Source organism: Streptomyces sp. NPDC045899 (assembly GCF_056431485.1).
Map to the genome: position 1 here is coordinate 75,958 of NZ_JBWKKP010000028.1, position 23,449 is coordinate 99,406.

General features: G+C 73.1%; 16 protein-coding genes. 8 read left to right on the top strand and 8 right to left on the bottom strand.

All coding sequences use genetic code 11. From position 1 onward, the window contains the following. A complete protein-coding gene (locus AC07FT_RS31070; RefSeq protein WP_479179301.1) occupies positions 1–837 on the top strand; it encodes a hypothetical protein in 837 nt (278 codons plus the stop codon). A 54-nt stretch (positions 838–891) separates the two neighbouring features. On the opposite strand, the gene disA is transcribed toward AC07FT_RS31070, so the two are convergent. Beyond that, positions 892–1,950 carry a DNA integrity scanning diadenylate cyclase DisA gene (gene disA / locus AC07FT_RS31075; protein WP_471205853.1) on the bottom strand — a complete coding sequence of 353 codons (1,059 nt, stop codon included), beginning with the start codon at positions 1,948–1,950 and terminating at the stop codon, positions 892–894. Between the two features lie 247 nt (positions 1,951–2,197). Further along, on the bottom strand, positions 2,198–3,622 hold the full coding sequence (radA, locus tag AC07FT_RS31080) for a DNA repair protein RadA (protein WP_254750551.1): 1,425 nt from the start codon (positions 3,620–3,622) through the stop codon (positions 2,198–2,200). A 212-nt stretch (positions 3,623–3,834) separates the two neighbouring features. On the opposite strand from radA, the gene AC07FT_RS31085 reads away from it, so the two are divergent. Continuing rightward, positions 3,835–5,640, top strand: coding sequence for a BACON domain-containing protein (locus tag AC07FT_RS31085; RefSeq protein WP_479179303.1), 1,806 nt, complete (start codon positions 3,835–3,837; stop codon positions 5,638–5,640). A gap of 58 nt (positions 5,641–5,698) precedes the next feature. On the opposite strand, the gene AC07FT_RS31090 is transcribed toward AC07FT_RS31085, so the two are convergent. Continuing rightward, positions 5,699–6,550 (bottom strand): DUF3109 family protein, encoded by an 852-nt coding sequence (locus tag AC07FT_RS31090; protein WP_479179305.1) that lies wholly within the window; start codon positions 6,548–6,550, stop codon positions 5,699–5,701. A gap of 83 nt (positions 6,551–6,633) precedes the next feature. Here AC07FT_RS31090 and AC07FT_RS31095 point away from each other — a divergent pair, with 83 nt between their 5' ends. From AC07FT_RS31095 to ilvD, 4 genes are all read left to right on the top strand, one after another. Further along, positions 6,634–7,563 (top strand): Ppx/GppA family phosphatase, encoded by a 930-nt coding sequence (locus AC07FT_RS31095; RefSeq protein ID WP_479179307.1) that lies wholly within the window; start codon positions 6,634–6,636, stop codon positions 7,561–7,563. 162 nt (positions 7,564–7,725) lie between these two features. Continuing rightward, on the top strand, positions 7,726–8,571 hold the full coding sequence (locus AC07FT_RS31100) for a sugar phosphate isomerase/epimerase family protein (RefSeq protein ID WP_479179309.1): 846 nt from the start codon (positions 7,726–7,728) through the stop codon (positions 8,569–8,571). Next, a complete protein-coding gene (locus tag AC07FT_RS31105; protein WP_479179311.1) occupies positions 8,568–9,188 on the top strand; it encodes a TetR/AcrR family transcriptional regulator in 621 nt (206 codons plus the stop codon). Before AC07FT_RS31100 ends, AC07FT_RS31105 begins: the two co-directional genes overlap by 4 nt. 185 nt (positions 9,189–9,373) lie before the next feature. Beyond that, positions 9,374–11,224, top strand: a complete 1,851-nt coding sequence (gene ilvD / locus AC07FT_RS31110; RefSeq protein ID WP_479179312.1) for a dihydroxy-acid dehydratase — start codon at positions 9,374–9,376, stop codon at positions 11,222–11,224. Between the two features lie 36 nt (positions 11,225–11,260). Here the strand turns inward: ilvD and AC07FT_RS31115 are convergent, their stop codons facing one another. Continuing rightward, positions 11,261–13,435 carry a protein kinase domain-containing protein gene (locus AC07FT_RS31115; RefSeq protein ID WP_479179314.1) on the bottom strand — a complete coding sequence of 725 codons (2,175 nt, stop codon included), beginning with the start codon at positions 13,433–13,435 and terminating at the stop codon, positions 11,261–11,263. Between the two features lie 78 nt (positions 13,436–13,513). Continuing rightward, on the bottom strand, positions 13,514–15,802 hold the full coding sequence (locus AC07FT_RS31120) for a serine/threonine-protein kinase (RefSeq protein WP_479179316.1): 2,289 nt from the start codon (positions 15,800–15,802) through the stop codon (positions 13,514–13,516). A 146-nt stretch (positions 15,803–15,948) separates the two neighbouring features. Here AC07FT_RS31120 and AC07FT_RS31125 point away from each other — a divergent pair, with 146 nt between their 5' ends. Next, positions 15,949–16,263 carry an SH3 domain-containing protein gene (locus AC07FT_RS31125; RefSeq protein ID WP_471205724.1) on the top strand — a complete coding sequence of 105 codons (315 nt, stop codon included), beginning with the start codon at positions 15,949–15,951 and terminating at the stop codon, positions 16,261–16,263. 39 nt (positions 16,264–16,302) lie between these two features. Here the strand turns inward: AC07FT_RS31125 and AC07FT_RS31130 are convergent, their stop codons facing one another. Next, positions 16,303–18,567, bottom strand: a complete 2,265-nt coding sequence (locus tag AC07FT_RS31130) for a protein kinase domain-containing protein (protein ID WP_479179322.1) — start codon at positions 18,565–18,567, stop codon at positions 16,303–16,305. Positions 18,568–18,774: 207 nt separating this feature from the next. Further along, positions 18,775–20,355 carry a SulP family inorganic anion transporter gene (locus tag AC07FT_RS31135; RefSeq protein ID WP_479179318.1) on the bottom strand — a complete coding sequence of 527 codons (1,581 nt, stop codon included), beginning with the start codon at positions 20,353–20,355 and terminating at the stop codon, positions 18,775–18,777. 895 nt (positions 20,356–21,250) lie between these two features. On the opposite strand from AC07FT_RS31135, the gene proC reads away from it, so the two are divergent. Then, positions 21,251–22,060: a pyrroline-5-carboxylate reductase gene (gene proC / locus AC07FT_RS31140; RefSeq protein WP_254750527.1), complete on the top strand. Its 810-nt coding sequence runs from the start codon at positions 21,251–21,253 to the stop codon at positions 22,058–22,060. Position 22,061: 1 nt separating this feature from the next. Here proC and trpS read toward each other — a convergent pair whose 3' ends face one another. Continuing rightward, on the bottom strand, positions 22,062–23,081 hold the full coding sequence (trpS, locus tag AC07FT_RS31145; protein ID WP_479179320.1) for a tryptophan--tRNA ligase: 1,020 nt from the start codon (positions 23,079–23,081) through the stop codon (positions 22,062–22,064). Between the last annotated feature and the right edge of the window lie 368 nt (positions 23,082–23,449).

Sequence of the window (23,449 nt, forward strand, 5' to 3'; positions counted from 1 at the left end):
GTGGGATCTCTGCGCAATCCGATCGGGCCGCTTCCCTCCTCCATCTACTGGCGGCGGAGGGCCGTTGCGCTGGCCCTTCTCGGGCTGCTCGTCCTCCTCGTCATCTGGGCCTCCGGCTGGGGCGGTTCGGGCGGCGGTGGACACGACGACGGCAAGCGCCCGGGCGGCGGACCCGCGTCCACCATCACGCCGGGACCCACCTCGTCCACCCCGGTCAACAGTGAACGGCCGGGCGGGCGCGATGAGTCGGACGGCGGCGGAGGCACCGACGACGGTGACCCCGGCACCGGCGGGACCGGCGACGACGGCACCGACGGCGGTGGTACCGGCACCGGCTCCGGAGGCTCCGGATCGGGCGGCACCGGCGGTGGCGGCATCGGCACCGGCGACGGACGGACGCTCCCGGTCGGGTCCAGCCTTCCCGACTGCCGCCGCGCGGATATCGACGTGACGGTGCGCAGCGTCAAGGACGAGAAGGTCAGGAACTCCTACGGGCCGGGTGAGAAGCCCACGTTCGAGATCGTCGTGAAGAACACCTCGAACAGCTCCTGCAAGGTCGACTTCGGCCGCGACGCCGCCACGCTGACCATCACCGACGCCGACGACGAGCATGTGTGGGCCTCCGGCGACTGCCCCAAGGGCAGCGCCACCGCCCTGGTCGAGGTGCCGGGCTCCGGCGAGACCAAGCGGATCGTGGAGTGGAACCGCAAGCGCACCGCCGAGCACTGCGCCACCCCGTCGGGGCGGGCGGCGGCCACGGCCGGTACCTATCTGGTGAAGGCGGAACTGGACGGACTGGGCACCGCGCAGGTGTCGTTCCTCCTGAAGAAGGACTGACCGGAAGCCGGAGAAGGGATGCCGGCCGGGCCCCTCGGGGCCCCTCCGCCACCGTCAGACGTAGCGCTCCAGGATCGACGACTCGGCCAGCCGGGAGAGCCCCTCGCGCACCGAGCGCGCCCGCGCCTCGCCCACACCGTCGACCATCTGCAGATCGTCCACGCTCGCGGCCAGCAGCTTCTGCAGTCCGCCGAAGTGCTCCACCAGCCGCTCGATGATGGCGCCCGGCAGCCGCGGCACCTTCGCCAGCAGCCGGAAGCCGCGCGGCGAGACCGCCGCGTCCAGCGTCTCGGGCGAGCCGCTGTAGCCCAGCGCCCGTGCCACGATGGGCAGTTCGAGCAGCTCGGCATGGGTCAGCCGGTCCAGCTCGGCGAGTGCGTCGCCCACGGTGCGGGTGCGCTTGGCGGTCGGCTCGGGCACGTAGTCCCGCACCACGAGTTCGCGCTCCGGCTCCACGCCCGCGATCAGCTCGTCCAGCTGGAGGGAGAGCAGCCGGCCGTCGGTGCCCAGCTCGACCACGTACTCGGCGATCTCGGTGGCGATCCGGCGGACCATCTCCAGCCGCTGCGCGACCGCGCTCACGTCCCGGACGGTGACCAGGTCCTCGATCTCCAGGGCGGAGAGGGTGCCCGCGACCTCGTCCAGCCGGAGCTTGTAGCGCTCCAGGGTGGCCAGCGCCTGGTTGGCACGGGAGAGGATCGCCGCGGAGTCCTCCAGGACCCGCCGCTGCCCGGCCACGTACAGCGCGATCAGCCGCATCGACTGGCTGACCGAGACCACCGGGAAACCGGTCTGGATCGAGACGCGCTGCGCGGTGCGGTGACGGGTGCCGGTCTCCTCGGTGGGGATCGACGCGTCCGGGACGAGCTGCACCCCCGCCCGCACGATCTTGGTGATGTCCTTGTCGAGGATCAGCGCGCCGTCCAGCTTGCACAGCTCGCGCAGCCGGGTCGCGGTGAACTCGACGTCCAGGACGAAGCCGCCGGTGCACAGCGACTCCACGGTCCGGTCCGTCCCGAGGACGAGCAGCCCGCCCGTATTGCCGCGGAGTACCCGCTCCAGGCCGTCACGCAGCGCCGTGCCGGGCGCGACCGCGCTCAGGGAGGCACGCATCAGACCGTCGGCTTTGCCGGGAGCCGGAGCCCGGTCGCCTGTTGCCACTGCACTCCTCCGTCGCCAGGTCTGTTCGGTGCCGCGGTCGCCCCTCCGCGCCGGTGTGCGAAGCCACGTACGGGCGAGACCAGGGCAAAGTCTACCGGCGGTCACCGACCCCCCGTGGGGTCTCCCGGCGTACGCCCGTGGGCAGGAAGCGGAGCGCGGCACTCAGCACTCCGCCCCGAGGCACCGTAGCCGACCCGGCTCAGCCGCGGTCGTCCGCGGTCGCCGCCGCCCGCTCGCCCCGCTCCCGGCGCCGGGGCAGCACCCGCAGCGCGTCCCCGATGTCCGCGACCTCCAGCACCCGCATCCCGTCCGGGATCCGGCCCGGGTCGGACGGGACGAGAGCGTGGGTGAAGCCGAGCCGGGCGGCCTCGGCCAGCCGCCGCTGCACCCCGGTGACCCGGCGGACCTCGCCCGCGAGCCCCACCTCGCCGATCGCCACCAGGTTCTTCGGCAGCGGGGTGTCACTGGCGGCGCTGGCCAGCGCCAGGGCCACGGCCAGGTCCGCGGCGGGCTCGGTCAGCTTCACCCCGCCCACCGTGGCGCTGTAGATGTCGCGCTTGCCGAGCGCGTTGATCCGGCCGCGCTGCTCCAGCACCGCGAGCATCATCGACACCCGTGAGGTCTCCAGGCCCGAGGTGGTGCGCCGGGGGGAGGGGATCTGGGTGTCCACGGTGAGCGCCTGGACCTCGGCCACCAGCGGCCTGCGGCCCTCCAGGGTGACGGTCAGACAGGTGCCCGGCACCGGCTCCGCGCGGCGGGTGAGGAACAGCCCGGAGGGGTCGGCGAGACCGGTGATGCCCTCGTCGTGCAGTTCGAAGCAGCCGACCTCGTCGGTGGCCCCGTAGCGGTTCTTCACCCCGCGCACCAGCCGCAGCCGGGCGTGGCGGTCACCCTCGAAGTGCAGCACCACATCGACCAGGTGCTCCAGCAGCCGCGGGCCCGCGATCGCGCCGTCCTTGGTCACATGGCCCACCAGCAGGGTGGACATCCCGCGCTCCTTGGAGGCGCGGATGAGCGCCCCGGCCACCTCGCGGACCTGTGCCATCCCGCCGGGCGCGCCGTCGATCTCGGGGGAGGCGACGGTCTGCACCGAGTCCAGCACCAGCAGGGACGGCTTGACCGAGTCCAGATGGCCGAGGACGACGGAGAGATCGGTCTCCGCGGCGAGGTACAGATGCTCGCTGAGCGCGCCGATGCGGTCCGCGCGCAGCCGCACCTGGCTCGCCGACTCCTCCCCGGTGATGTACAGCGTGCGGTGCTCCTCACCGGCGGCCTTGGCCGAGACGTCCAGCAGCAGCGTGGACTTGCCGACCCCCGGCTCCCCGGCGAGCAGCACCACGGCACCGGGCACGAGACCGCCGCCGAGCACCCGGTCCAGCTCGTCCACCCCGGTGGAGCGGGCGGTGGCCTGGCGGCCGTCGATCTGGCCGATGGGCAGCGCGGCGGAGGTGACCCGGCCGGGCGCGGTGGTGCGCACGGCGGGCGCGCCGAACTCCTCGACCGTGCCCCACGCCTGGCACTCCGGACAGCGGCCGAGCCACTTGGCGGTGGTCCAGCCGCATTCGGTGCAGCGGTAGGAGGGCCGGTCCTTGGCGGATGAGCGGGAGGAGCTACGGGCAGCCATGCCGTAACGCTAGCGCCGCCCGCCGACAGCGGGGGTCTCCGGGCCCGGCGGGGGTCTCCGGGCCCCGGCCGGGGGTGCCCGGGGCACATAGCAGGTTGCGGCAACCGGAGTGGGATACCTGTCCCCTTATGAGGGAGATGGTCACCCGTAAGGGTTAAAACCGCGCAAGTAACGCGAGTATGTCTGCATCATCCGCCTACCGTCACCGGGTGATGAGCAGGTCCGAGCACTCGACACAGACCACCGGAGGACACCGGACGCATCGGCGTGCGCCCCGCTCCGGCAATACGCGCCCCCAGCGCCCGCCCGCGCGCTACGAGCCGTATCTCGACGGCCTGTTCACGTACTGCCTCTCGGTCCTGTGCGAACACGACGCGGCCGCCGCCACCCTCGGCGACGTCCTGGCGGTGGCCGAGCGGCGCCGTGGCCGGGGCCGCGGACGCGCGCCCGCCGAGGGCGATCTGTGCCGCCCCTGGCTCTACGCGGTCGCCCGCTGGGCCTGTCTGCGCAAGCTGGCCGAGCTCAAGGAGCGGCGCGAGTACCGCGGCATCAGGGACTGGCGGGCGGTCCGCGGCCGTGGCGACGCGGGCCCGGACACCTCGCCGGGCTCCGCCGAAACCATTGTCCCCGCCGTCGTCGACGCCGAGCTGCCCGAGCCGATCGCCGCCCAGCGCCGCCGTGAACTGGCCGCGCTCGCCTGGCCGGAGGCCGCCGGGACCACCGCCGAGCAGCGCGAGGCGCTCGAACTCGCCGTGCGTCATCAGCTCACCCCGGCCGAGGTGGCCGCGGCCCTCGGCAAGGAGCCGGACACGACCCGCGCCCTGCTCGCCAGCGCCGCCTGCGAGGTGGAGCGGACCCGGGCCGCGCTCGCCGTCGTCGAGCTGGGCCACTGCCCGGTGGTCGCCCGGCTCGCGGGCGACACCCAGGTGCTGCTGTCCGCCGCGCTCCGCCGCGAGCTGGTGCGGCACGTGGACGACTGCCGGGAGTGCCGGCGGATGGCCGAGCGGGCCACGGCGGACGGACCCTGGCCCGGTACGGCCGCGGCGCCCGCCGCCCTGCCGCTGGTGGAGGCGCCCAGGGCGGCCGTGCAGGCCGCGCTGTTGTGCGCCCTCAGCGCACGTCCCGCGCGCGCCGTCGCGGGACCCCGCTTCGACCGGCGCGGCTTCCCCCTGGACCCCCAGGACCGGGCGGCGCGGCGCAGCCGGATGCGCAGCCGCGCGCTCACCACCACGGTGGTCGCCACGGTCGTGGCGGCGCCGGTGCTCGCGCTGTGGGCGGCCTACCGGAGCGCCCCGCTGGCCGGTGACGAGCACGACAGCGACTCGGTCGCCGCCGCCGACGTCGACGGCGCCCAGGAGATCCCGACCGGCCACCAGCGACTGGACGGACGCTCCTTCGAGCGCACCGGCAGCGCGCAGGACCGTTCCGGCGCCCGGGCCGGCACCGGGCGCACCCCCAAGGACCGCGCCTCGTCCACGACGGTCTCGGTCGAGGTGATCGGCCCGGACGGCACGGTGCGGCGCTACGGCCGGATCGACGGCGAGCACGGCGGGAAGAACGGCGACGGGCGGCCGTCCATCCCGACCTCCTCGGACCGCGGTGACCGCCCCGGCGGCGGCTCCGGCCCGGCCCGCCCGGCGCCCGGCCCCGGACGGCTGACGGTCGAGGCCCAGCCACAGGGCGACGCCACGCTGATCACCCTCACCGCCTCCGGAAGTTCGCCGGTCCGCTGGACGGCCTCCACCGGGGCGGACTGGCTCCGGATGAACCACACCACGGGGGTGCTGCGTCCCGGCGAGACCACCCGGGTCACGGTCTGGGTGGACCGGGAGCGCGAGCCGTCCGGCCACTGGAGCGCCCGGGTCACCATCGGGCCCTCGGGTGCGGTCGTGGTGATCGAGGGGAACGGCGCGCCGCCGCAGCCGACCCCGGGGCCCAGCCAGTCCTCCGGCACCCCGAGCCCGTCCCCGCACGATCCGTCCCCCGCTCCCTCGGGTACGGCGACGGCGAAGGACTGAGCGCCCCGCGGCCGGGCCGATCCGCGGCCCGGCCCGGGGACGGCCGGGGCGGCGGCGGTCAGTCGGTGGCGGCCCGCTCGGCCGGGTCGGCAGGGTGCGGGGCCAGCAGCGGCAGTGTGGACGCCAGACGGGCCTCGCAGAGCTCGGCCAGCCGGTCGTACCCCTCCTTGCCCATCAGCTCCGTGAGCTCCGGCCGGTAGGAGATGTACACCGGTTGCCCGGCGCCGTGCGCCGATGTCGCCGAGGTGCACCACCAGTGCAGGTCATGGCCGCCGGGGCCCCAGCCGCGGCGGTCGTACTCGCCGATGGTGACCTGGAGCACCCGGGTGTCGTCGGGCCGGTCGATCCAGTCGTAGGACCGGCGGACCGGCAGCTGCCAGCACACGTCCGGTTTGGTCTCCAGCGGTTCGCGGCCCTCGCGCAGCGCCAGGATGTGCAGTGCGCAGCCCGCGCCGCCGGCGAATCCGGCGCGGTTCTGGAAGATGCACGAGCCCTGGTGGCGGCGGGTCTGGCGGTCGCCGTCCTCGTCCTCCTGCACCCAGCCCCGGGCGTGCCCCTCGTCGTGGAACTGCCAGATCTCCGGGGTGAGCCGGGCCATATGGCGCCCGACGCGCTCCTCGTCCTCCTCGTCCGAGAAGTGCGCGCCCAGCGTGCAGCAGCCGTCGCTCGCGCGACCCGCCTGGATGCCCTGGCAGCCCTGGCCGAAAACACAGGTCCAGCGCGAGGTCAGCCAGGTCAGATCGCACCGGAAGACCTGTTCGTCGTCGGCCGGATCGGGGAATTCGACCCACGCGCGGGCGAAGTCGAGGCCGACCTCGTCCCCGGCCGGGGGCGCGGTCGATTCCTCGGCCCTCCGCTCCGGGGCACTCTTCTGGCCTTTGTCCCGCTTCGCCTTTTTCGTCTTTGCCACGGTGCAAGCGTATGCCCCCCGGCCGGAAGCGGAGGGCGGGGACCCGTACGTGCGGACGCACACCGCGCAGTAGCGTTCTGGCCATGAGACTCGGTGTCCTCGATGTGGGTTCGAATACCGTCCACCTCCTCGTGGTGGACGCCCACCCCGGCGCGTGCCCGCTGCCCGCGCATTCGCACAAGGCGGAGCTGCGGCTGGCCGAACTCCTCGACGGCGACGGAGCCATCGGCCCCGAGGGGGTGGAGCGCCTGGTCACGGTGGTCCAGGAGGCCCTTCAGGCGGCCGAGGACAAGGGTGTGGAGGACGTCCTGCCGTTCGCCACCTCCGCCGTCCGCGAGGCCGCCAACGCCGATGACGTGCTCGCGCGGGTCGCCGAGGAGACCGGGGTGCGGCTCCAGGTGCTCAGCGGCGCCGACGAGGCCCGGCTCACCTTCCTGGCCGCCCGCCGCTGGTACGGCTGGTCGGCCGGGAAGCTGCTGGTCCTGGACATCGGCGGCGGTTCGCTGGAGATCGCCTACGGAATCGACGAGGACCCCGACGCGGCGGTCTCGCTGCCGCTGGGCGCGGGCCGGCTCACCGCCTCCTGGCTGCCCGGTGACCCGCCCGACCCGGCCGACGTACGGGCGCTGCGGCGCCATGTGCGGGCCGAGATCGCCCGGACCGTCGGCGATTTCAGCCGGCACGGCGCCCCGGACCACGTGGTGGCCACCTCCAAGACCTTCAAGCAGCTGGCCAGGATCGCTGGCGCGGCCCGGTCCGGTGACGGCCTGTACGTCCAGCGCCAGCTGACCCGCAAGGCGCTGGAGGAGTGGGTGCCCAAACTGGCCGCCATGCCCGCGGCGGAGCGCGCCGGGCTGCCCGGTGTCTCCGAGGCGCGGGCGGGGCAGCTGCTGGCCGGGGCGCTGGTCGCGGAGGGCGCCATGGACCTCTTCGGGGTCGAGGAGCTGGAGATCTGCCCCTGGGCGCTGCGCGAGGGCGTCATCCTGCGCCGTCTGGACCATCTGCCGGCGTGACGCTCACCACGGTCCGTTCCGGTCCCGTGCGGCCGGGGCGGGGCCCTGGGCCCGCCCCGATGTCGCCATGGTCCGGCCATGACCCGTTTGTGACCGCGCCATGACGGCGTGCTCCCCACCCGTATCGCTCGCCGCCCGACGGGCGGCCGTACGCTGTCCCTCGTGACAGAGCCAGTGGTGCGCATCCCGGATGCGAAGGTCGCGCTGTCCACAGCCTCGGTCTATCCGGAGTCGACGGCGACGGCCTTCGAGATCGCCGCCCGCCTGGGGTACGACGGGGTCGAGGTCATGGTGTGGACCGATCCGGTCAGCCAGGACATCGAGGCCCTGCGGCGGCTCTCGGACTACCACCAGGTGCCGATCCTCGCCGTGCACGCGCCGTGCCTGCTGATCACCCAGCGGGTGTGGTCCACCGACCCCTGGGTGAAGCTCCAGCGGGCGAGGTCGGCGGCGGAGAAGCTGGGCGCCTCCACCGTGGTCGTCCACCCGCCCTTCCGCTGGCAGCGCTCCTACGCCCGGGAGTTCGTCCGCGGAATCTGGCGGATGGCCGGCGAGACCGATGTGCGCTTCGCTGTCGAGAACATGTACCCGTGGCGCTACCGCGACCGGGAGATGCTCGCCTACGCGCCGGACTGGGACGTCACCAAGGACGACTACCGCCACTTCACGATCGACCTGTCGCACACCGCCACCGCGCGCACCGACGCGCTCGGCATGGTGGACCGCATGGGCGACCGGCTGGGCCATGTCCACCTCGCCGACGGCCACGGCTCCAACAAGGACGAGCACCTGGTGCCCGGGCGCGGTTCGCAGCCCTGCGCCGAGCTGCTCGAACGTCTCGCCGCACGCGGGTTCGACGGCCATGTGGTGGTCGAGGTCAACACCCGGCGCGCGATGTCCACCACCGAGCGTGAGGCCGATCTCGCGGAGGCGCTGGCCTTCACCCGCCTCCATCTGGCCTCGCCCTCCCCGAAGTCCTCCTCCGGCAAGGCGGTGCCCGGCGCATGACCACCCCCGCGACCCCGCGCAAGCGTGGCCGTCCGGCCCGTTCCAGCGCCGGTGCCGAGCCCGCCGCGCGTGACCGGATCCTGGCCGCCGCGCGCAACGAGTTCGCCGAGCACGGCTACGACAAGACCTCCATCCGCGGTATCGCCAAGGCGGCCGAGGTGGACCCCGCGCTGGTGCACCACTACTTCGGCGCCAAGGAGAAGGTCTTCGGCGCCGCCATCGAACTGATCCTGGCGCCCGCGATGGCCGTGCCCGACGCCGTCCACGGCGGCGGCAGCCGGGAGGGCGCGGGCGAGCGGATGGCCCGCTCCATCCTGGGCATCTGGGAGAACCCGGTCGCCCGGCTGCCGCTGCTGGCCGTGATGCGCTCCGCACTGACCAACGAGTCCGCCGCCGAGGTGCTGCGCGAGCTGATCCAGCGCCGGGTGCTGTTGCGGATGGCCGGTGACCTGGACGTTCCCAACCCTGAGCTGAGGGCGCAGCTGGCCGCCTCCCATATGATCGGGATCTCGATGCTGCGCTATGTGATCAAGATGGAGCCGGTCGCGTCGGCCGATCCCGAGGAGATCATCGCCATGGTGGGGCCGACCCTCCAGCGCTATCTCACCGAGGAATGAGCTCCGGGTGCGAGCTCCCCTGCGAGCCCCCGCGGCACCGGCCGGACCCTTCCGAGGAGTGAGCCATCCGTCCCGCGATCCGGACACACGGTCCGGATCGCGGATGTGAGGCGTAGGCTCAGAAGACTCCGATCCACGCGATCCGCACCACGATCGCCACCTGTATGACGAGGGAGCCGAGTACCGTGCCCGAGCTGAGGTCCCGCACCGTCACCCACGGCCGCAACATGGCGGGCGCCCGCGCCCTGATGCAGGCGTCCGGCGTAGCGCGCGAGGACTTCGGCAAGCCCATCGTGGCCGTGGCCAACAGCTTCACCGAGTTCGTGCCCGGCCACACCCACCTCCAGCCGGTCGGCCGGATCGTCAGCGAGGCGGTCCACGCGGCGGGCGGCATCCCCCGCGAGTTCAACACGATCGCGGTGGACGACGGCATCGCCATGGGCCACGGCGGGATGCTCTACTCGCTGCCCTCCCGCGACCTGATCGCCGACTCCGTCGAGTACATGGTCGAGGCGCACTGCGCGGACGCGCTGATCTGCATCTCCAACTGCGACAAGATCACGCCCGGGATGCTGATGGCCGCGATGCGGCTCAACATCCCGACCGTCTTCGTCTCCGGCGGCCCCATGGAGGCGGGCCGGGCGACGCTGGTCGACGGCACCGTCCGCAAGCTGGACCTGATCAACGCGATCTCCGACGCGGTCAACGAGAACGTCTCGGACGAGGACATCCTCCGCATCGAGCAGAACGCCTGTCCGACCTGCGGCTCCTGTTCCGGCATGTTCACCGCCAACTCGATGAACTGCCTCACCGAGGCGATGGGTCTGGCCCTCCCCGGCAACGGCTCGGTGCTGGCCACCCACACCGCCCGCAAGGCGCTGTACGAGACCGCCGGCCGCACCGTCGTGGAGATCACCAAGCGCCACTACGAGCAGGACGACCACACCGTGCTGCCGCGCTCCATCGGCTCCCGCGCCGCGTTCGAGAACGCCATGGCGCTGGACATCGCCATGGGCGGCTCGACCAACACGATCCTGCACCTGCTGGCCGCCGCCCAGGAGGCCGGTCTCGACTACGACCTGGGCGATATCAACGAGGTCTCCCGGCGGGTGCCCTGCCTGGCCAAGGTCGCCCCGAACGTCGCCCCCGGCGGCACGTACTACATGGAGGACGTGCACCGCGCGGGCGGCATCCCGGCGATCCTGGGCGAGCTGTTCCGCGGCGGGCTGCTGAACGAGGACGTCCACTCCGTGCACAGCTCCTCGCTCGCCGACTGGCTCAAGACCTGGGACGTGCGCGGCGGTTCACCGTCGGCCGAGGCCGTCGAGATGTGGCACGCGGCCCCCGGCTGCCGACGCTCCGCCACCGCCTTCTCGCAGTCCGAGCGCTGGGACTCGCTGGACACCGACGCCGCGGGCGGCTGCATCCGCGACATGGAGCACGCCTACTCCCAGGACGGCGGACTCGCCGTCCTCACGGGCAATCTGGCCGTCGACGGCTGTGTGGTGAAGACCGCGGGCGTCGATGAGTCGATCTGGACCTTCGAGGGCCCGGCCGTGGTGTGCGAATCGCAGGAAGAGGCCGTCGACAAGATCCTCAACAAGCGGGTCACCGAGGGCGACGTGGTGGTCATCCGCTACGAGGGCCCCAAGGGCGGCCCCGGGATGCAGGAGATGCTCTACCCGACCTCCTTCCTCAAGGGCCGGGGACTGGGCAAGGCCTGTGCGCTGATCACCGACGGCCGGTTCTCCGGCGGCACCTCGGGCCTGTCCATCGGCCACGCCTCGCCCGAGGCGGCGTCCGGCGGCATCATCGCGCTGGTCCAGGACGGTGACCGGATCCGGATCGACATCCCGGGCCGCAGCATCGACCTCCTGGTGAGCGACGAGGAACTGACGGCCCGCCGGGAGGCCCTCGGCGGCGTCTACGCCCCGAAGGACCGCGAGCGCAAGGTGTCCACCGCGCTGCGCGCCTACGCGGCGATGGCCACCAGCGCCGACAAGGGCGCGGTGCGCGACATCAGCCGCCTGGGCTGACGGCGCGGGACCCGTCACCGGCCCCGCCGCGGGGGCTCAACTCCTGCGGCGGGCGTCCACACTCGCCACTTCCACCCGCTCGTATCCGTACACCAGGTACAGCGCGTCGCCCATCAGCAGCGTGTCCGCCGGGGGCCCGCCCGGGTCGGTACGGGGCTTCCCCCGCCACCGCACCCGGCCGTCGCCCCGGTCCAGCGCCACCACCCGGCCCGCGGCGGTGGCCAGATAGAGGGTGTCGCGGCGCCTGGAGAGCGCGGGCAGCCCCAGGAACTCCACCTGGGTCGAGCTGCGCCACCGCTGCCTGCCGTCCAGCGTGAGGGCGGTGACCTCGCCGTTGTCCCGGACGAAGTACAGGATGCCGTCCAGCAGTTCCGGGGTGACCTGGTCCCCGCGGAGCCCCGGCGGCAGCGCCACCCGGCGCGGTGCGTCCTCGCCGTCCGGGTCGACGAGCACCAGATCGGTGAAGTCGAGGGTCTTCTTCGAGCGCTGCTGGACGAAGAGCAGACGGCCGTCGTGCTCCGCGATGACCGTCCCGGGGGTCCGGGTGGCGATCCGGGTGGGTGCTCCGGTGCGCGGATCGAGGGCCCACACCGACTGGTGCTCATCGGTGTCGTCGTCCGGCGGACGGCACTGGGCGTACGGGCGCTCCGCGATCACCACCCCGCTGCAGCTCAGCTGACGGCTGATCCGGTGCGACCACCGGATGGCCCCGGTGACGGCGTCCACCGCCTGGAAGGTCTCGGCGTCCCAGTTCTGGGTGAGCACGGCGTGGCCCCCGCCCCGGGTGAACACCGAGCTCACAAAGGCCCTGCCCACGTCGGTGCCCCAGACGCGCTTCCCGTCGGTGCGCCGGTGGCCCTCCAGCCGGCTGGTGCCGTCCGTGCGGTCGACGACGCTGATCACCTGCTTCCCGGCCAGCCCGACGAGCTGGTCGGCGCGGTCGTCGGCCGCGCGGCGCCACACCTCGTGCCCGGTGGCGGTCAGCCGGGTGAGGAGGGCTCCCGGACCGCCGCAGTACAGCTCGGTCCCGGTGTGCGCGCACCGGCTGCCGGACAAGCCGTTGCCGGCGCCCAGCCCGCCCTGGCCGGCCGACGTCCCGTCGGCGGGGAGCGTACGGTGCCAGGGCCGCCAGCCCTCCGGCAGCGATCCGGCCGCGGTGGACGAGGGTCTGGGCTCGGCCCGGCGCTGCCCCGAGCCCGAGGACGACACCGCGAGACCGGCCAGGACGAGCGTTCCGGCGGTGGCCGCGGCCACGCCCGCCACCACCGCGCCCCGCTTCGCCCGGCGCCGTGGACGGCCGGCGACCGGCACGGTCCCGGTGGCGCTGTCTTCCGTGTCCTCGGCGGGGCCCTCGGCGCCCTGGGCGCGCTCCTCGTCCCGGGGCGCGGTGCTGACGCAGCTGTCATCGGCGGGCAGCGCCCGCAGCCGTGCCAGCAGCGTGTCGAGACCCGGCCGTTCGCCGGGCTCCTTGCCCAGGCAGTCCGCGAGCGCGTCCCGCAGCGGCCCCCGCAGCGCGTCCAGGTCCGGCGGTTCGTACACCACGTGGTACGCCGTCATGTACGGGCTGTCCGCGTCGAACGGGCTCTGCCCGGTGGCGGCGAACACCAGCACCGTGGCCAGCGAGAACACATCCGACTCCGGACCCACCTCGCGCGGATCGCGCAACTGCTCCGGGGACATGTACGGCGGGGTGCCCATCACCCGGCCGGTCATCGTCAGGGTCTGGTGGTCCGCGGCTCGCGCGATACCGAAGTCGATGACGCGCGGACCCTCGTCCGACAGCACGATGTTGGCGGGTTTCAGATCGCGGTGGACCACGCCCGCCCGGTGGATGTCCCGCAGCGCCTCACCGAGCCCGATCGCCAGCAGCCGCAGCTCGGCGCCGCGCAGCGGCCCGTCCGCGGCGACCCGTTCGGCCAGGGTGCGGCCGGGGACGTAGGAGGTGGCCATCCAGGGGAGCGAAGCGTCCGGGTCGGCGTCCACGACGGGCGCGGTGAAGGCACCGCTGACCCGGCGCGCGGCCGCGACCTCCTGCCGGAACCGCACCCGGAACTCATCGTCGTCGGCGAACTGCTGGTGGACCACCTTCAGCGCGATCCGGCGGCCCGAGGACGAGCGCGCCAGGTACACCGTGCCCATACCGCCCCGGCCGAGCCGCTCCTCCAGGACGTACCCGCCGATGGATTCCGGATCTCCCGCGCGCAGTGCCATCCGTCCTTCCCCTGCCGACCCTCGATGCAGCGTCACTCTAATCGGGCGGACAGGACGGCCCGCAGGGGCACCCGGGGGTCACCAGCGTGCCGGGTACCGCTCGTCCACCCCGAACACCGTGCCGTCGGGCGCCGCCGCGAACACCTTGCCGTCCGCCGCCACCGGTGCGGGCACCAGTTCCAGATAGCTGCGCCCGGCCCGGCCCGCGCGCGGTTCGGTCTGGCCGATCAGCGTGCCCTTCCGGGCGTCCACGGCGAGCAGTCTGCCGTCCGCCGCCGAGAAATACAGCCGTCCGTCCGTGGCCACCAGCGGTGAGGCGTTGGCCACCGAGGTCTCCAGCCGCCAGCCCCGTTCACCCCGTCCGGTGGCCGCCGCCACCAACCCGCCGTCCGCGCACAGCAGGTACACCGTCCCGCCCCGGACGACCGTGCTCGCCGCGGACACCGGCGCGGTCAGCGCCACCCGCCGGACATCGGACCGTCCCGGCTCGTAGCGCACCACGGCGGTGGTACGGGTCTGACGGTCGGTCTCGGTCAGCAGCAGGGCGCCGCGCGGCCCGGTCCCGGCCGGGGAGAGCTGCCCGGAGAACGCGTGCCGCCACCGCGTCGTCCCGCGCACCGCGTCCACCGCGGTGACCAGGGTGCGCCCACCGTCGGGGGAGGTGGTCACGGCGTACGCGGTGCGGCCGTCTCCGTACGCGAAGAAGCTGGGCCGGACATGGCCGGACAGCCGGTGGTCCCACCGCTCCCGGTTGGTGGCGCCGTCGACCGCGCGGACCGTGCCGTCCCCGGCGACCAGCAGCACCGTGTCACCGGCGGGGTAGACCCGGCCGCCGTACCCGGACACATCGCGGTTCCAGCGCACCCGGTGGGTCTTCGGGTCCAGTGCCTCCAGCCGGGCCCCGTCCGGAGAGACCACCCGCAGCAATCCGCCGGAGAGCGCCGGGGCGGTGGGCACCCCGTCAGCCGCGCCGCGCGCCGCGGCCGGGCGCGACCACACCACCCGGCCGTCGGACGGGTCCAGCCGCGCGGCGCCGACGCCCCGCCCGGCGCAGTACAGCGCCCCGCCCCCGTACGAGCAGAACGCGGGCCGCGCGGTGCCGGTGCCCGCCGCCCGGCCGCCGCCCAGGGTGGCCCGCCACGGGCGCCAGGGCGGGGTGGCCGCGCTGTTGCGCGCCTCGCGCTCCGCGGCGGCCGCCCGCGTGTCCGGATGCGGTTCGGCGCCCTTGCGCAGCACCACGACCGTGCCCGCGGCGGCCAGCACCGCGGCCACCAGTCCGGCCGTCAGCCAACGGCGCGCCATCCGGCGGCGCACCGGACGGGCGCCGGGCGCGGCCTCCTTGACGTGGGTGTCGGTGCCCCCGGTGCCGGTGTCCGGGGTGCCGGGGGTGGCGTCCGCGCCGTCCGTCGCCCGGCCCGCTCCCTCGCCGGGCGTCGGCACCGGGACCGCGGCCGCGTCCCTGCCCGGCAGCGACACCGGATCCGGGGCCCGCTGCGCCGGTACCAGCGGCACCGTGGCGCGCGGTGACGACGGCAGTGGGTCGGCCATCGCGCGCAACACCGTCATCAGGGCGTCCGGAGTGGGACGTTCACGGGGGTCCTTGGCCAGACAGCGCTGGACCAGCGGCAGCAACTCGGCCGGTACCCCGGCGAGATCGGCCTCGTCGTGCACCACCTGGTACGCCACCAGATAGGGACTCTCGGATTCGAACGGCCCGCGTCCGGTGGCCGCGTGCACCAGCACCGACCCCAGCGCGAACACGTCCGCGGCCGGACCCACCGTCCGCGGCCGCTGGAACTGCTCGGGCGCCATGAACGGCGGGGTCCCGATCAGCTGCCCGGTCTCGGTGCGCAGTTCACTGTCGGCGGGCCGGGAGATACCGAAGTCGATGACCTTCGGACCGTCCGCCGCGAGCAGCACATTGCTCGGCTTGAGGTCACGGTGCACCACTCCCGCCCGGTGGATGTCCCGCAGCGCCTCCGCCAGCCCCGCGGCCAGCCGCACCACCTCAGCCGCCCCCAACGGCCCGTTCCGCTTGACCTCTTCGGCAAGTGTGGGGGCAGGGATGTACTGGGTCGCCATCCAGGGCCGCGGATCGTCCGGGTCGGCGTCGATCACCGGTGCGGTGAACGCGCCGCTGACCCGCCGCGCGGCCGCCACCTCCTGTCGGAAGCGAGCCCGGAACTCGGGGTCCTGCGCGTACTCGGCATGCACGACCTTGACCGCGAGCTGTCGCCCCGACGCCGAACGCGCCAGGTGCACCACACCCATGCCACCCGAGCCGAGAGGTGCTTCGAGCCGGTACTGCCCAGCGAACTCCGGATGCTCCGTTTCCGGGTCCGACCCGGGTCTGCGCACCGGCGGCATGCCCCACCCCCGTGTATTCGGGCCCCAGTTGCGACTCGGCGAGCCTAGTCGATGGCCTGTACGAATCTTGCTAGCCTCCCCATGTCGTGGCAGGTCACACGACATCCACACAACTCGGAAAAGCAGTTCAACGGGGGAGGGGCCAGATGGCCGACCACGAAGCCGTCATGGGAGAGACCGCGGACGAGGGCGCCGTCGGGAGTGCCGCGGGGGCGGTGACCTATCCGACCGCACCCAACCACCAGGTCAACGTCCGCAGCGGACCCGGCACCCACCACAGACTCATCAAGGTGCTGCCGTACAACACCCGGGTCCCCATCCGCTGTCAGCGGCACGGCGAGAAGGTCTCCGGCCCGTACGGCACCACGGACCTCTGGGACTGCATCGCGCCCGGTCAGTACGTGTCCGACGCGTATGTGAAGACCGGCAGCGACGGCATGGTCGCCGTACCCTGCGGCTGACCGGTCATCCCCGCCCCGCGGTCCCGCGGGGCCAGGGATCTAGTGGCCGGGCCACGACGTGCTCCGGGCCCCGTTCGCGGACGGGTCCGGAGTCCGCGGCGGCGCGGGGCTGTCGGCGGGTTTCGCGTCCGGCCGCAGCGGGTCCACCGAGAACAGCGTCCCGTCGCTGGCCAGCGCCACCACCGCCCCGTGCACCCGCAGCACCTGCGCCGACTCCAGCCCGCCACCGGTCCCGCTGGACGGACTGCGGGCCGCGCCCTGCCAGCGCTCCGTGCCGCTGTCCCGGTCGAGGGCCAGCAACCGCCCGCTGGAGCTGGACAGATAGAGGGTGTCCTCACGCTCCGTCAGCAATGGCGGCCCCAGCCGCTCCACGGTCGTCGGCTCGCTCCACACCTCCCGTCCGGTCCGCGCGTCGACCGCGGTGACCCGGCCGCTCTCCTGCACGAAGTAGAGCCGGCCGTCGAGCAGGGTGGCATCGCCGCGCGCGTTCTCCGGGAGCGGCGTCGTCCGGGTGGCGCCGGTGCGCAGATCGACCCTGACCACGGCGGTGTACTTCGTCTGTCCGAAGGTCTCGGCCGGGCGCGGCACCAGCAGTTCGTGCCCGGACACCCCCAGCGGATCCTCGACGTCCCTCAGCCGGACCAGCTCCTCGGAGCTGCCGTCCCGCGGGTCCAGACGCAGCACGGTGTACCGGACGTCCTCGCCCCCGTCCTCGAAGTCCTCCGCGCACAGCGCGTACGGGGCGTCGTCGTACGCCACGGCCGCGCAGACCCGCCCCCGCGGCACGGGCAGCGTCCACAGCTTCTCCCCGGAGGACACCTTCCACGCGGTCAGTGAATGGTCTCCGGGGTCGCTGACCAGCACTGCGTGGCCGAACAGCGCGGTGTCGGTGGTGTCGCTCGAAGGACGCGACCACTTCCGCCGGCCCGTCTCCGCGTCCAGGGCGACCACCTGGGTCTCGGTGTCGCTCGGGGTGTCATGGACGATCACGCGTCCGTCCCGCACCCCGTCGGGCTGGCTGCCGAGCGTCGCGGAGTCCCGCTCCGCCGACAGACCCTTGGCGCGCCATGCGACATGCCCGGTGGCCCCGTCCACCCGGACCGCGGGGAAGCCGTACCCCCCGCAGAACAGTGCGGTGCCGGAGCGCTCGCAGTGCCCCGAGACATCGTCGCCGACGACCGACGCGCCCTTGGCCGGATCACCCCCGGCCGCCTCGATCAGCGACAGCTGCCACGGTCGCCAGCCCTGCGGCAGTGCGATCACCCGCTCCTGGCGCGACGGCTCCGGCTCCGCCGTGCCGCCGGTGCGCACCCCGCCGCTGGGAGCGGTCACCAGCGCGACCGTGCCGGCGCCGAGGGCGAGCGCGGCGGCGGCCGTCACCGCGGCGAGGACGGGCCGACGCCGCCGGATCCCGCTGAGCGTGGTGGACCAGGTGCGCAGCGCACCGCCGCGGCCCTGTCTCCGGCGCTCGGCACCGCCCGCCACCCGGAGCGCACCGCTGGACGGCAGTCCGGCCAGCAGCCGTTCCAGCTCGGAGAGGTGCGGACGGGCGGCCGGATCCTTGGCGAGACAGCGTTCGACGATGACGCGCAGCGGCTGCGCCACCTCCTCCAGCGCGGGCGGTTCATGCACCACCTGGTAGGCCGTCATATACGGGCTCTCGGCGTCGAACGGGCTGCTCCCGGTCGCCGCGTAGACCAGCAGCGCGCCCAGCGAGAAGACGTCCGAGGCGGCGGTGACCTCGCGCGGACGGCTCAGCTGCTCGGGCGACATGAACGGCGGGGTCCCCATCACCCGCCCGGTCACCGTCAGCGCCTGGCTGTCCCCGGCCCTGGATATCCCGAAGTCGATGACGCGCGGGCCGTCGTCGGCCATCAGCACGTTGGCGGGCTTGAGGTCACGGTGCACCACCCCCACCCGGTGGATGTCGCCCAGCGCCTCGGTCAGCCCCAGCGCCAACCGCCGCAGCTCCCCCGCGTCGAGCGGACCACCGTCGGTCAACCGCTCGGAGAGGGTGGGCCCGGGAACGTAGAGGGTGGCCATCCACGGGCGCCGGGCGTCCGGATCGGCGTCCACGACGGGCGCGGTGAACGCGCCGCTGACCTGCCGCGCGGCCGCCACCTCCTGGCGGAAGCGGGTGCGGAACTCGTCGTCCTCGGCGAACTGCGCGTGCACGACCTTGACCGCGACCCGGCGGCCCGAAGCCGAACGCGCCAGGTGGACCACGCCCATGCCGCCGGAGCCGAGCCGGTCCTCCAGCGCGTAGTCGCCGATCCTCTCCGGATCGTCCGCGCCCAGTGGCACCGCCACCCCTCCCCTCCGTTCCCCGCGCGGCCGTACGGGTCGTTCCGTCCCACGCATCCCATCGGCCCCATCGTCCCCCGGGGACTCAGCCTAAGGGGCCCCTGGGGCGGGGCGGCAGGGCCGTACCCGCACAGGAATCGCCGGCCGGACGCACCGGGGCCCCCGGCGCGCGCGGCGCCGGGGGCCCGTCGGACCGGTGCGAGGGTGCTACGCCAGGACCTTGTGCTCCTCGGGAGCCTCCGGAGCATCGGGCGAACCGGGCGTCTTGGAGCCCCGCGCGGTGGTGGAACCCGCCTCGTGGCTGACGACCGCGTTGTGCCGCTCGGTCCAGGTGGCCAGTGCCATACCGCAGGCGTGGTCCACATGGCGCAGCCCGCTCAGATCCAGCTCCACGACCCGCTCCCGGGGCAGCGCCTCGAGTTCGTCGAGCAGCTTGGGCAGCCGCAGGAACGTGGCGTTGCCCAGCACCCGGACCCGGATCGCCTCGTTGTCGTCGTCGAGCCCGCGGACCTCCACGTGGACGTGCGAGGTCTCCCACGCCGTCTTGGCCACGGCCATCAGCAGACCGATGATGACGCCCTCGAACATGTTCGTGACCACGATCGCCCCCGCGGTCGCCACGAGCACCACGGCCTCACCGCGGTGCTCCCGCCACAGCGGAAGCAGGTCCTTGGACGGGATCAGCTTCCAGCCCGCGTGGATCAGCACACCCGCCAGCGCCGCCACCGGGATGACGCCGAGCGCCGAGGGGAACAGCACCGCGAAGACCAGCAGCCACACACCGTGCAGCACCCGAGAGGCCTTCGTCTTCGCGCCCGCCCGCACATTGGCCGAGCTCCGCACGATCACCGCGGTCATCGGCAGAGCGCCCAGGGCGCCGCACAGCGCGTTGCCCGCGCCCTGTGCCATGAGCTCCTTGTCGTAGTCGGTCCGCGGACCGTCGTGCAGCCGGTCCACGGCGGCGGCGCTGAACAGGCTCTCGGCCGAGGCGATCAGGGTGAAGGCGAGGATGGTGCCGATGACGCCGACCTCGGCCAGCGCCGCGAACTCACTGCCGCCGGGCGGCTGTACCGCGTCCAGGAGTCCCTGGACCTCGACTCGAGCCACCGGGAGGTCGAACGCCGCGGTCGCGCCCGTCGCGAGGGCGACCGCCGCCAGCGGAGCGGGAAGGAGTTCGGCTCCCTTGCGGAACCGCGGCCACAGAACCAGCACCGCGATCGTCGCGACGCCCACGGCCACCGCCTTCAGCGCGGTGCCGGAACCGGCCACGTCGCCGATGAGTTCGGGGATGTGACCGATCTTGCCGAGACCGCTGCTCGGCGCCTTGGCGTCGGCGAGCGCGTACAGCTGTGAGGCGATCAGCACCAGGCCGATGCCCGCGAGCATGCCCTGCACCACGGCGACCGAGATCGCGCGGAACCAGCGGCCCAGGCGCAGCGCGCCCATCGCCAGCTGGAGCAGTCCGGCCGCCAGGACGAGGACGCCCAGGGCGGCGAGACCGTACTTCTCGACGGCCTCGTAGACGAGGACCGTCAGCCCGGCTGCCGGGCCGCTGACCTGAAGGCTGCTGCCCGGCAGGAAGCCGGTGACCAGCCCTCCGACGATGCCGGTGATCAGGCCGAGCTCGGCCGGAACACCGGAGGCCACCGCCACGCCCACACACAGGGGCACGGCGACGAGGAAGACGACGAGGGATGCGGTGAAGTCGGCACGGAGCGTTCCGGTGCCGATTCCGGGGCCTTCCGTGGTGCCTGAGCCACCACGGAATCGGTCAAGGATCTTTCGCATGAGGGTTGCCTCCAGGGCGCCCCGTCGACCTGCGCAAGGCAGGCGGGGGCACGGCATAGCGCCACGTCAGTGGGATCGATGGAATCGGTCGCTGGCGGTTGGATCGCTTGCTGAAGAGAAGCGTGAGAGCTGTGTGTCGTTGGATCGGCACCGTCGGGCTACGACGGTGTAGCTCTCAGCAGCGGAAGATCTGGAGAAGTACGGGCAGCTCGCCCGATCTCATGAGAGGAACGGTCTGCCGTTCCGGAACGGGTGTGGTGACGGCGGTGCGGGGCGCAGAGGCCACGTGGTCGCATCCGCACACACATCCGTATTTGCCGCTCGGTGTGGGAGCGGTGAACGGGGCTCGTCCGCCACGGAGACCGTGACAGTCCTCTGCCCCGGTGTCATGGTGCGAGGAGATGGCCCCAAGGGCCGGCCGGGTTTCGGCGGCAACTGCCGTATGAACGGCTTCTGAGGGTTTGACCTGCGCTGACGCGCAGTCGACTGCGATGAAGAGGGCGACTAAGACGGAAACCACGGCAAGCAGTCCGCGTGCGGTGTTCCGGAGCGTCCCCACCATCGCCCCCCTCCATGCGCGTATCGACACCGACTGCCATTGTCTCCTGAAGGGCGTGACCATTTGCAAGTCGATATGTAACCGAATTGTGAACGCGGGATTATCGAACAGGAGGATCAGACTCCGTTCACCCCGGCGAGCGCTGGCGCGATCCACTTCCCCCCATGCGCCCGCTGAGCGGGCAAAAATTAATTCATCGAACGATGAATAAGATGTACGTCAGCGTGTCGCCCCATGGGAGGATGGCGGGGTACGGGCTGATGGACGGGGTACGCCCATCCGTGCCCCCTCGGCCCCACACCGCTTCCCACCGCAAGGCATGAGGAGAGCCGCACCATGACGGAGAAGGTCGCCGTGCTCGGCACGGGAAAGATCGGCGAAGCCCTTCTCGGCGGAATGATCCGGGGCGGCTGGTCGCCCTCCGATCTGCTGGTCACCGCCCGCCGTCCGGAGCGCGCGGCGGAGCTGCGAGCGCGCCACGGCGTCGAGGCCGTCTCCAACGCGGAGGCCGCCAAGTACGCCGACACCCTCATCCTCACGGTCAAACCGCAGGACATGGGGACGCTCCTCGACGAGCTCGCGCCGCACGTGCCCGCCGACCGGCTGGTCATCTCCGGGGCGGCGGGCATCCCCACCTCCTTCTTCGAGGAGCGGCTGGCCGCGGGCACCCCGGTCATCCGGGTCATGACCAACACCCCCGCCCTGGTGGACGAGGCCATGTCGGTCATCTCGGCCGGCAGCCACGCCACCGAGGAGCACCTCGCCCACGCCGAGGCGATCTTCGGCGGTGTCGGCAAGACCCTCCGCGTCCCCGAGTCCCAGCAGGACGCCACCACCGCGCTCTCCGGCTCCGGCCCCGCCTATTTCTACTTCCTCGTCGAGGCCATGACGGACGCGGGCATCCTGCTGGGCCTGCCCCGCGACAAGGCCCATGACCTCATCGTCCAGGCCGCCATCGGCGCCGCGGTGATGCTCCGCGACAGCGGCGAGCACCCGGTCAAGCTGCGCGAGGCGGTGACCTCCCCGGCGGGCACCACCATCAACGCCATCCGGGAACTGGAGAGCCACGGCGTGCGCGCCGCCCTCATCGCCGCCCTGGAGGCGGCCCGCGACCGCAGCCGCGAGCTCGCCTCCGGCAACGGCTGATTCACGCGGGCGGCAGCAGCCCCACCGCCGCGTACGCCGCGTCGACCCGGGGCCGCGCCAGCTCCCGTGCCCGCTCCGCCCCGGCCCGCAGCACCCCGTCCACATAAGAGGGGTCGGCACACAGCTCCGCGTGCCGGGCGCGGACCGGCCGCAGCAGTTCCACCACCGCCTCGGCCACCGCGCCCTTCAGCGCCCCGTACGAGGAGAACTGCCCGGCCAGCACCTCCGGCTTGTCATCGGTGCACGCGGCGAGCACATCCAGCAGATTGGCCACCCCCGGACGCTCCACCGGGTCGTACACCACGTCCGTCCCGCTGTCCGTCACCGCGCGCATGACCTTCTTGCGGACCACGTCCGTCTCATCGAGCAGATAGATGATCCCCGCCGTCTCGGCGTGCGACTTCCCCATCTTCGACCGCGGGTCCTGGAGGTCCATGACCCGCGCCGCCACCTGCGGGCGCGTCGCCCGCGGCACTGTGAAGACCGGGCCGTAGCGCTGGTTGAACCGCTGTGCCAGATCCCGGGCCAGCTCCACGTGCTGCACCTGGTCGTCGCCGACCGGCACCTCCTCCGTGTCGAACGCCAGGATGTCGGCCGCCATCAGCGCGGGATAGGTGAGGAGGGACAGCCGTACGCTCCCGCCCCGCGCCTGTTCCCGCGCCGTCTTCTCCTTGTACTGGATCATCCGGCGCATCTCACCGTCGGTCGCGGTGCACTCCATCAGATAGGACAGCCGGGTGTGCGCGTCCACATGACTCTGGACGTACACGGTGCAGCGCTCGGGAGCGAGACCCGAGGCCAGCAGCAGGGTGGCCGCCTGCCGGGTGAGCCGCCGCACCCGGGCGGGGTCGTGCTCCACGGTCAGCGCGTGCAGATCGACGACGCAGAACAGCGCGTCGGACCGGTGCTGGTCCTCCTGGACCCACCGGCGCACGGCCCCCAGGTAGTTGCCGAGGGTCAGATGGCCGCTCGGCTTGATCCCGCTGAAGATCCGCGGACGTGCCGTCTTCGTCTGTGCCATGTCGGTGTTCTCTCCCGCCGTCTCAGGACCGCCGGACCTGCGGCCGGAGTGCGCGGGATGGAGATACGCGAACGGCCGCCGGAGGGGCGGCCGTGGAAGTGCATGCGCTGGGCGGCCGCCGTCAGGCGGCCCACCACTGCTGGGTGTGCGCATGCTTCGTCATGAGCATGAGAGTACGCGCTCGGGGGGTCGACGGCCACGGTTTGGTGGCCACGGGAGCGTCGTGTAATGTTCTGCGGGTTGTCACGGAGCCCCCAGGGGAACGGGACAGCAACTCACGCCGCACCGGCGGCACACCACTACTGCACGGCCCCTCATCGGGATGGATTTCGGCATGCCGGAATTCGGTTCGGAAGCTCGATTATGAG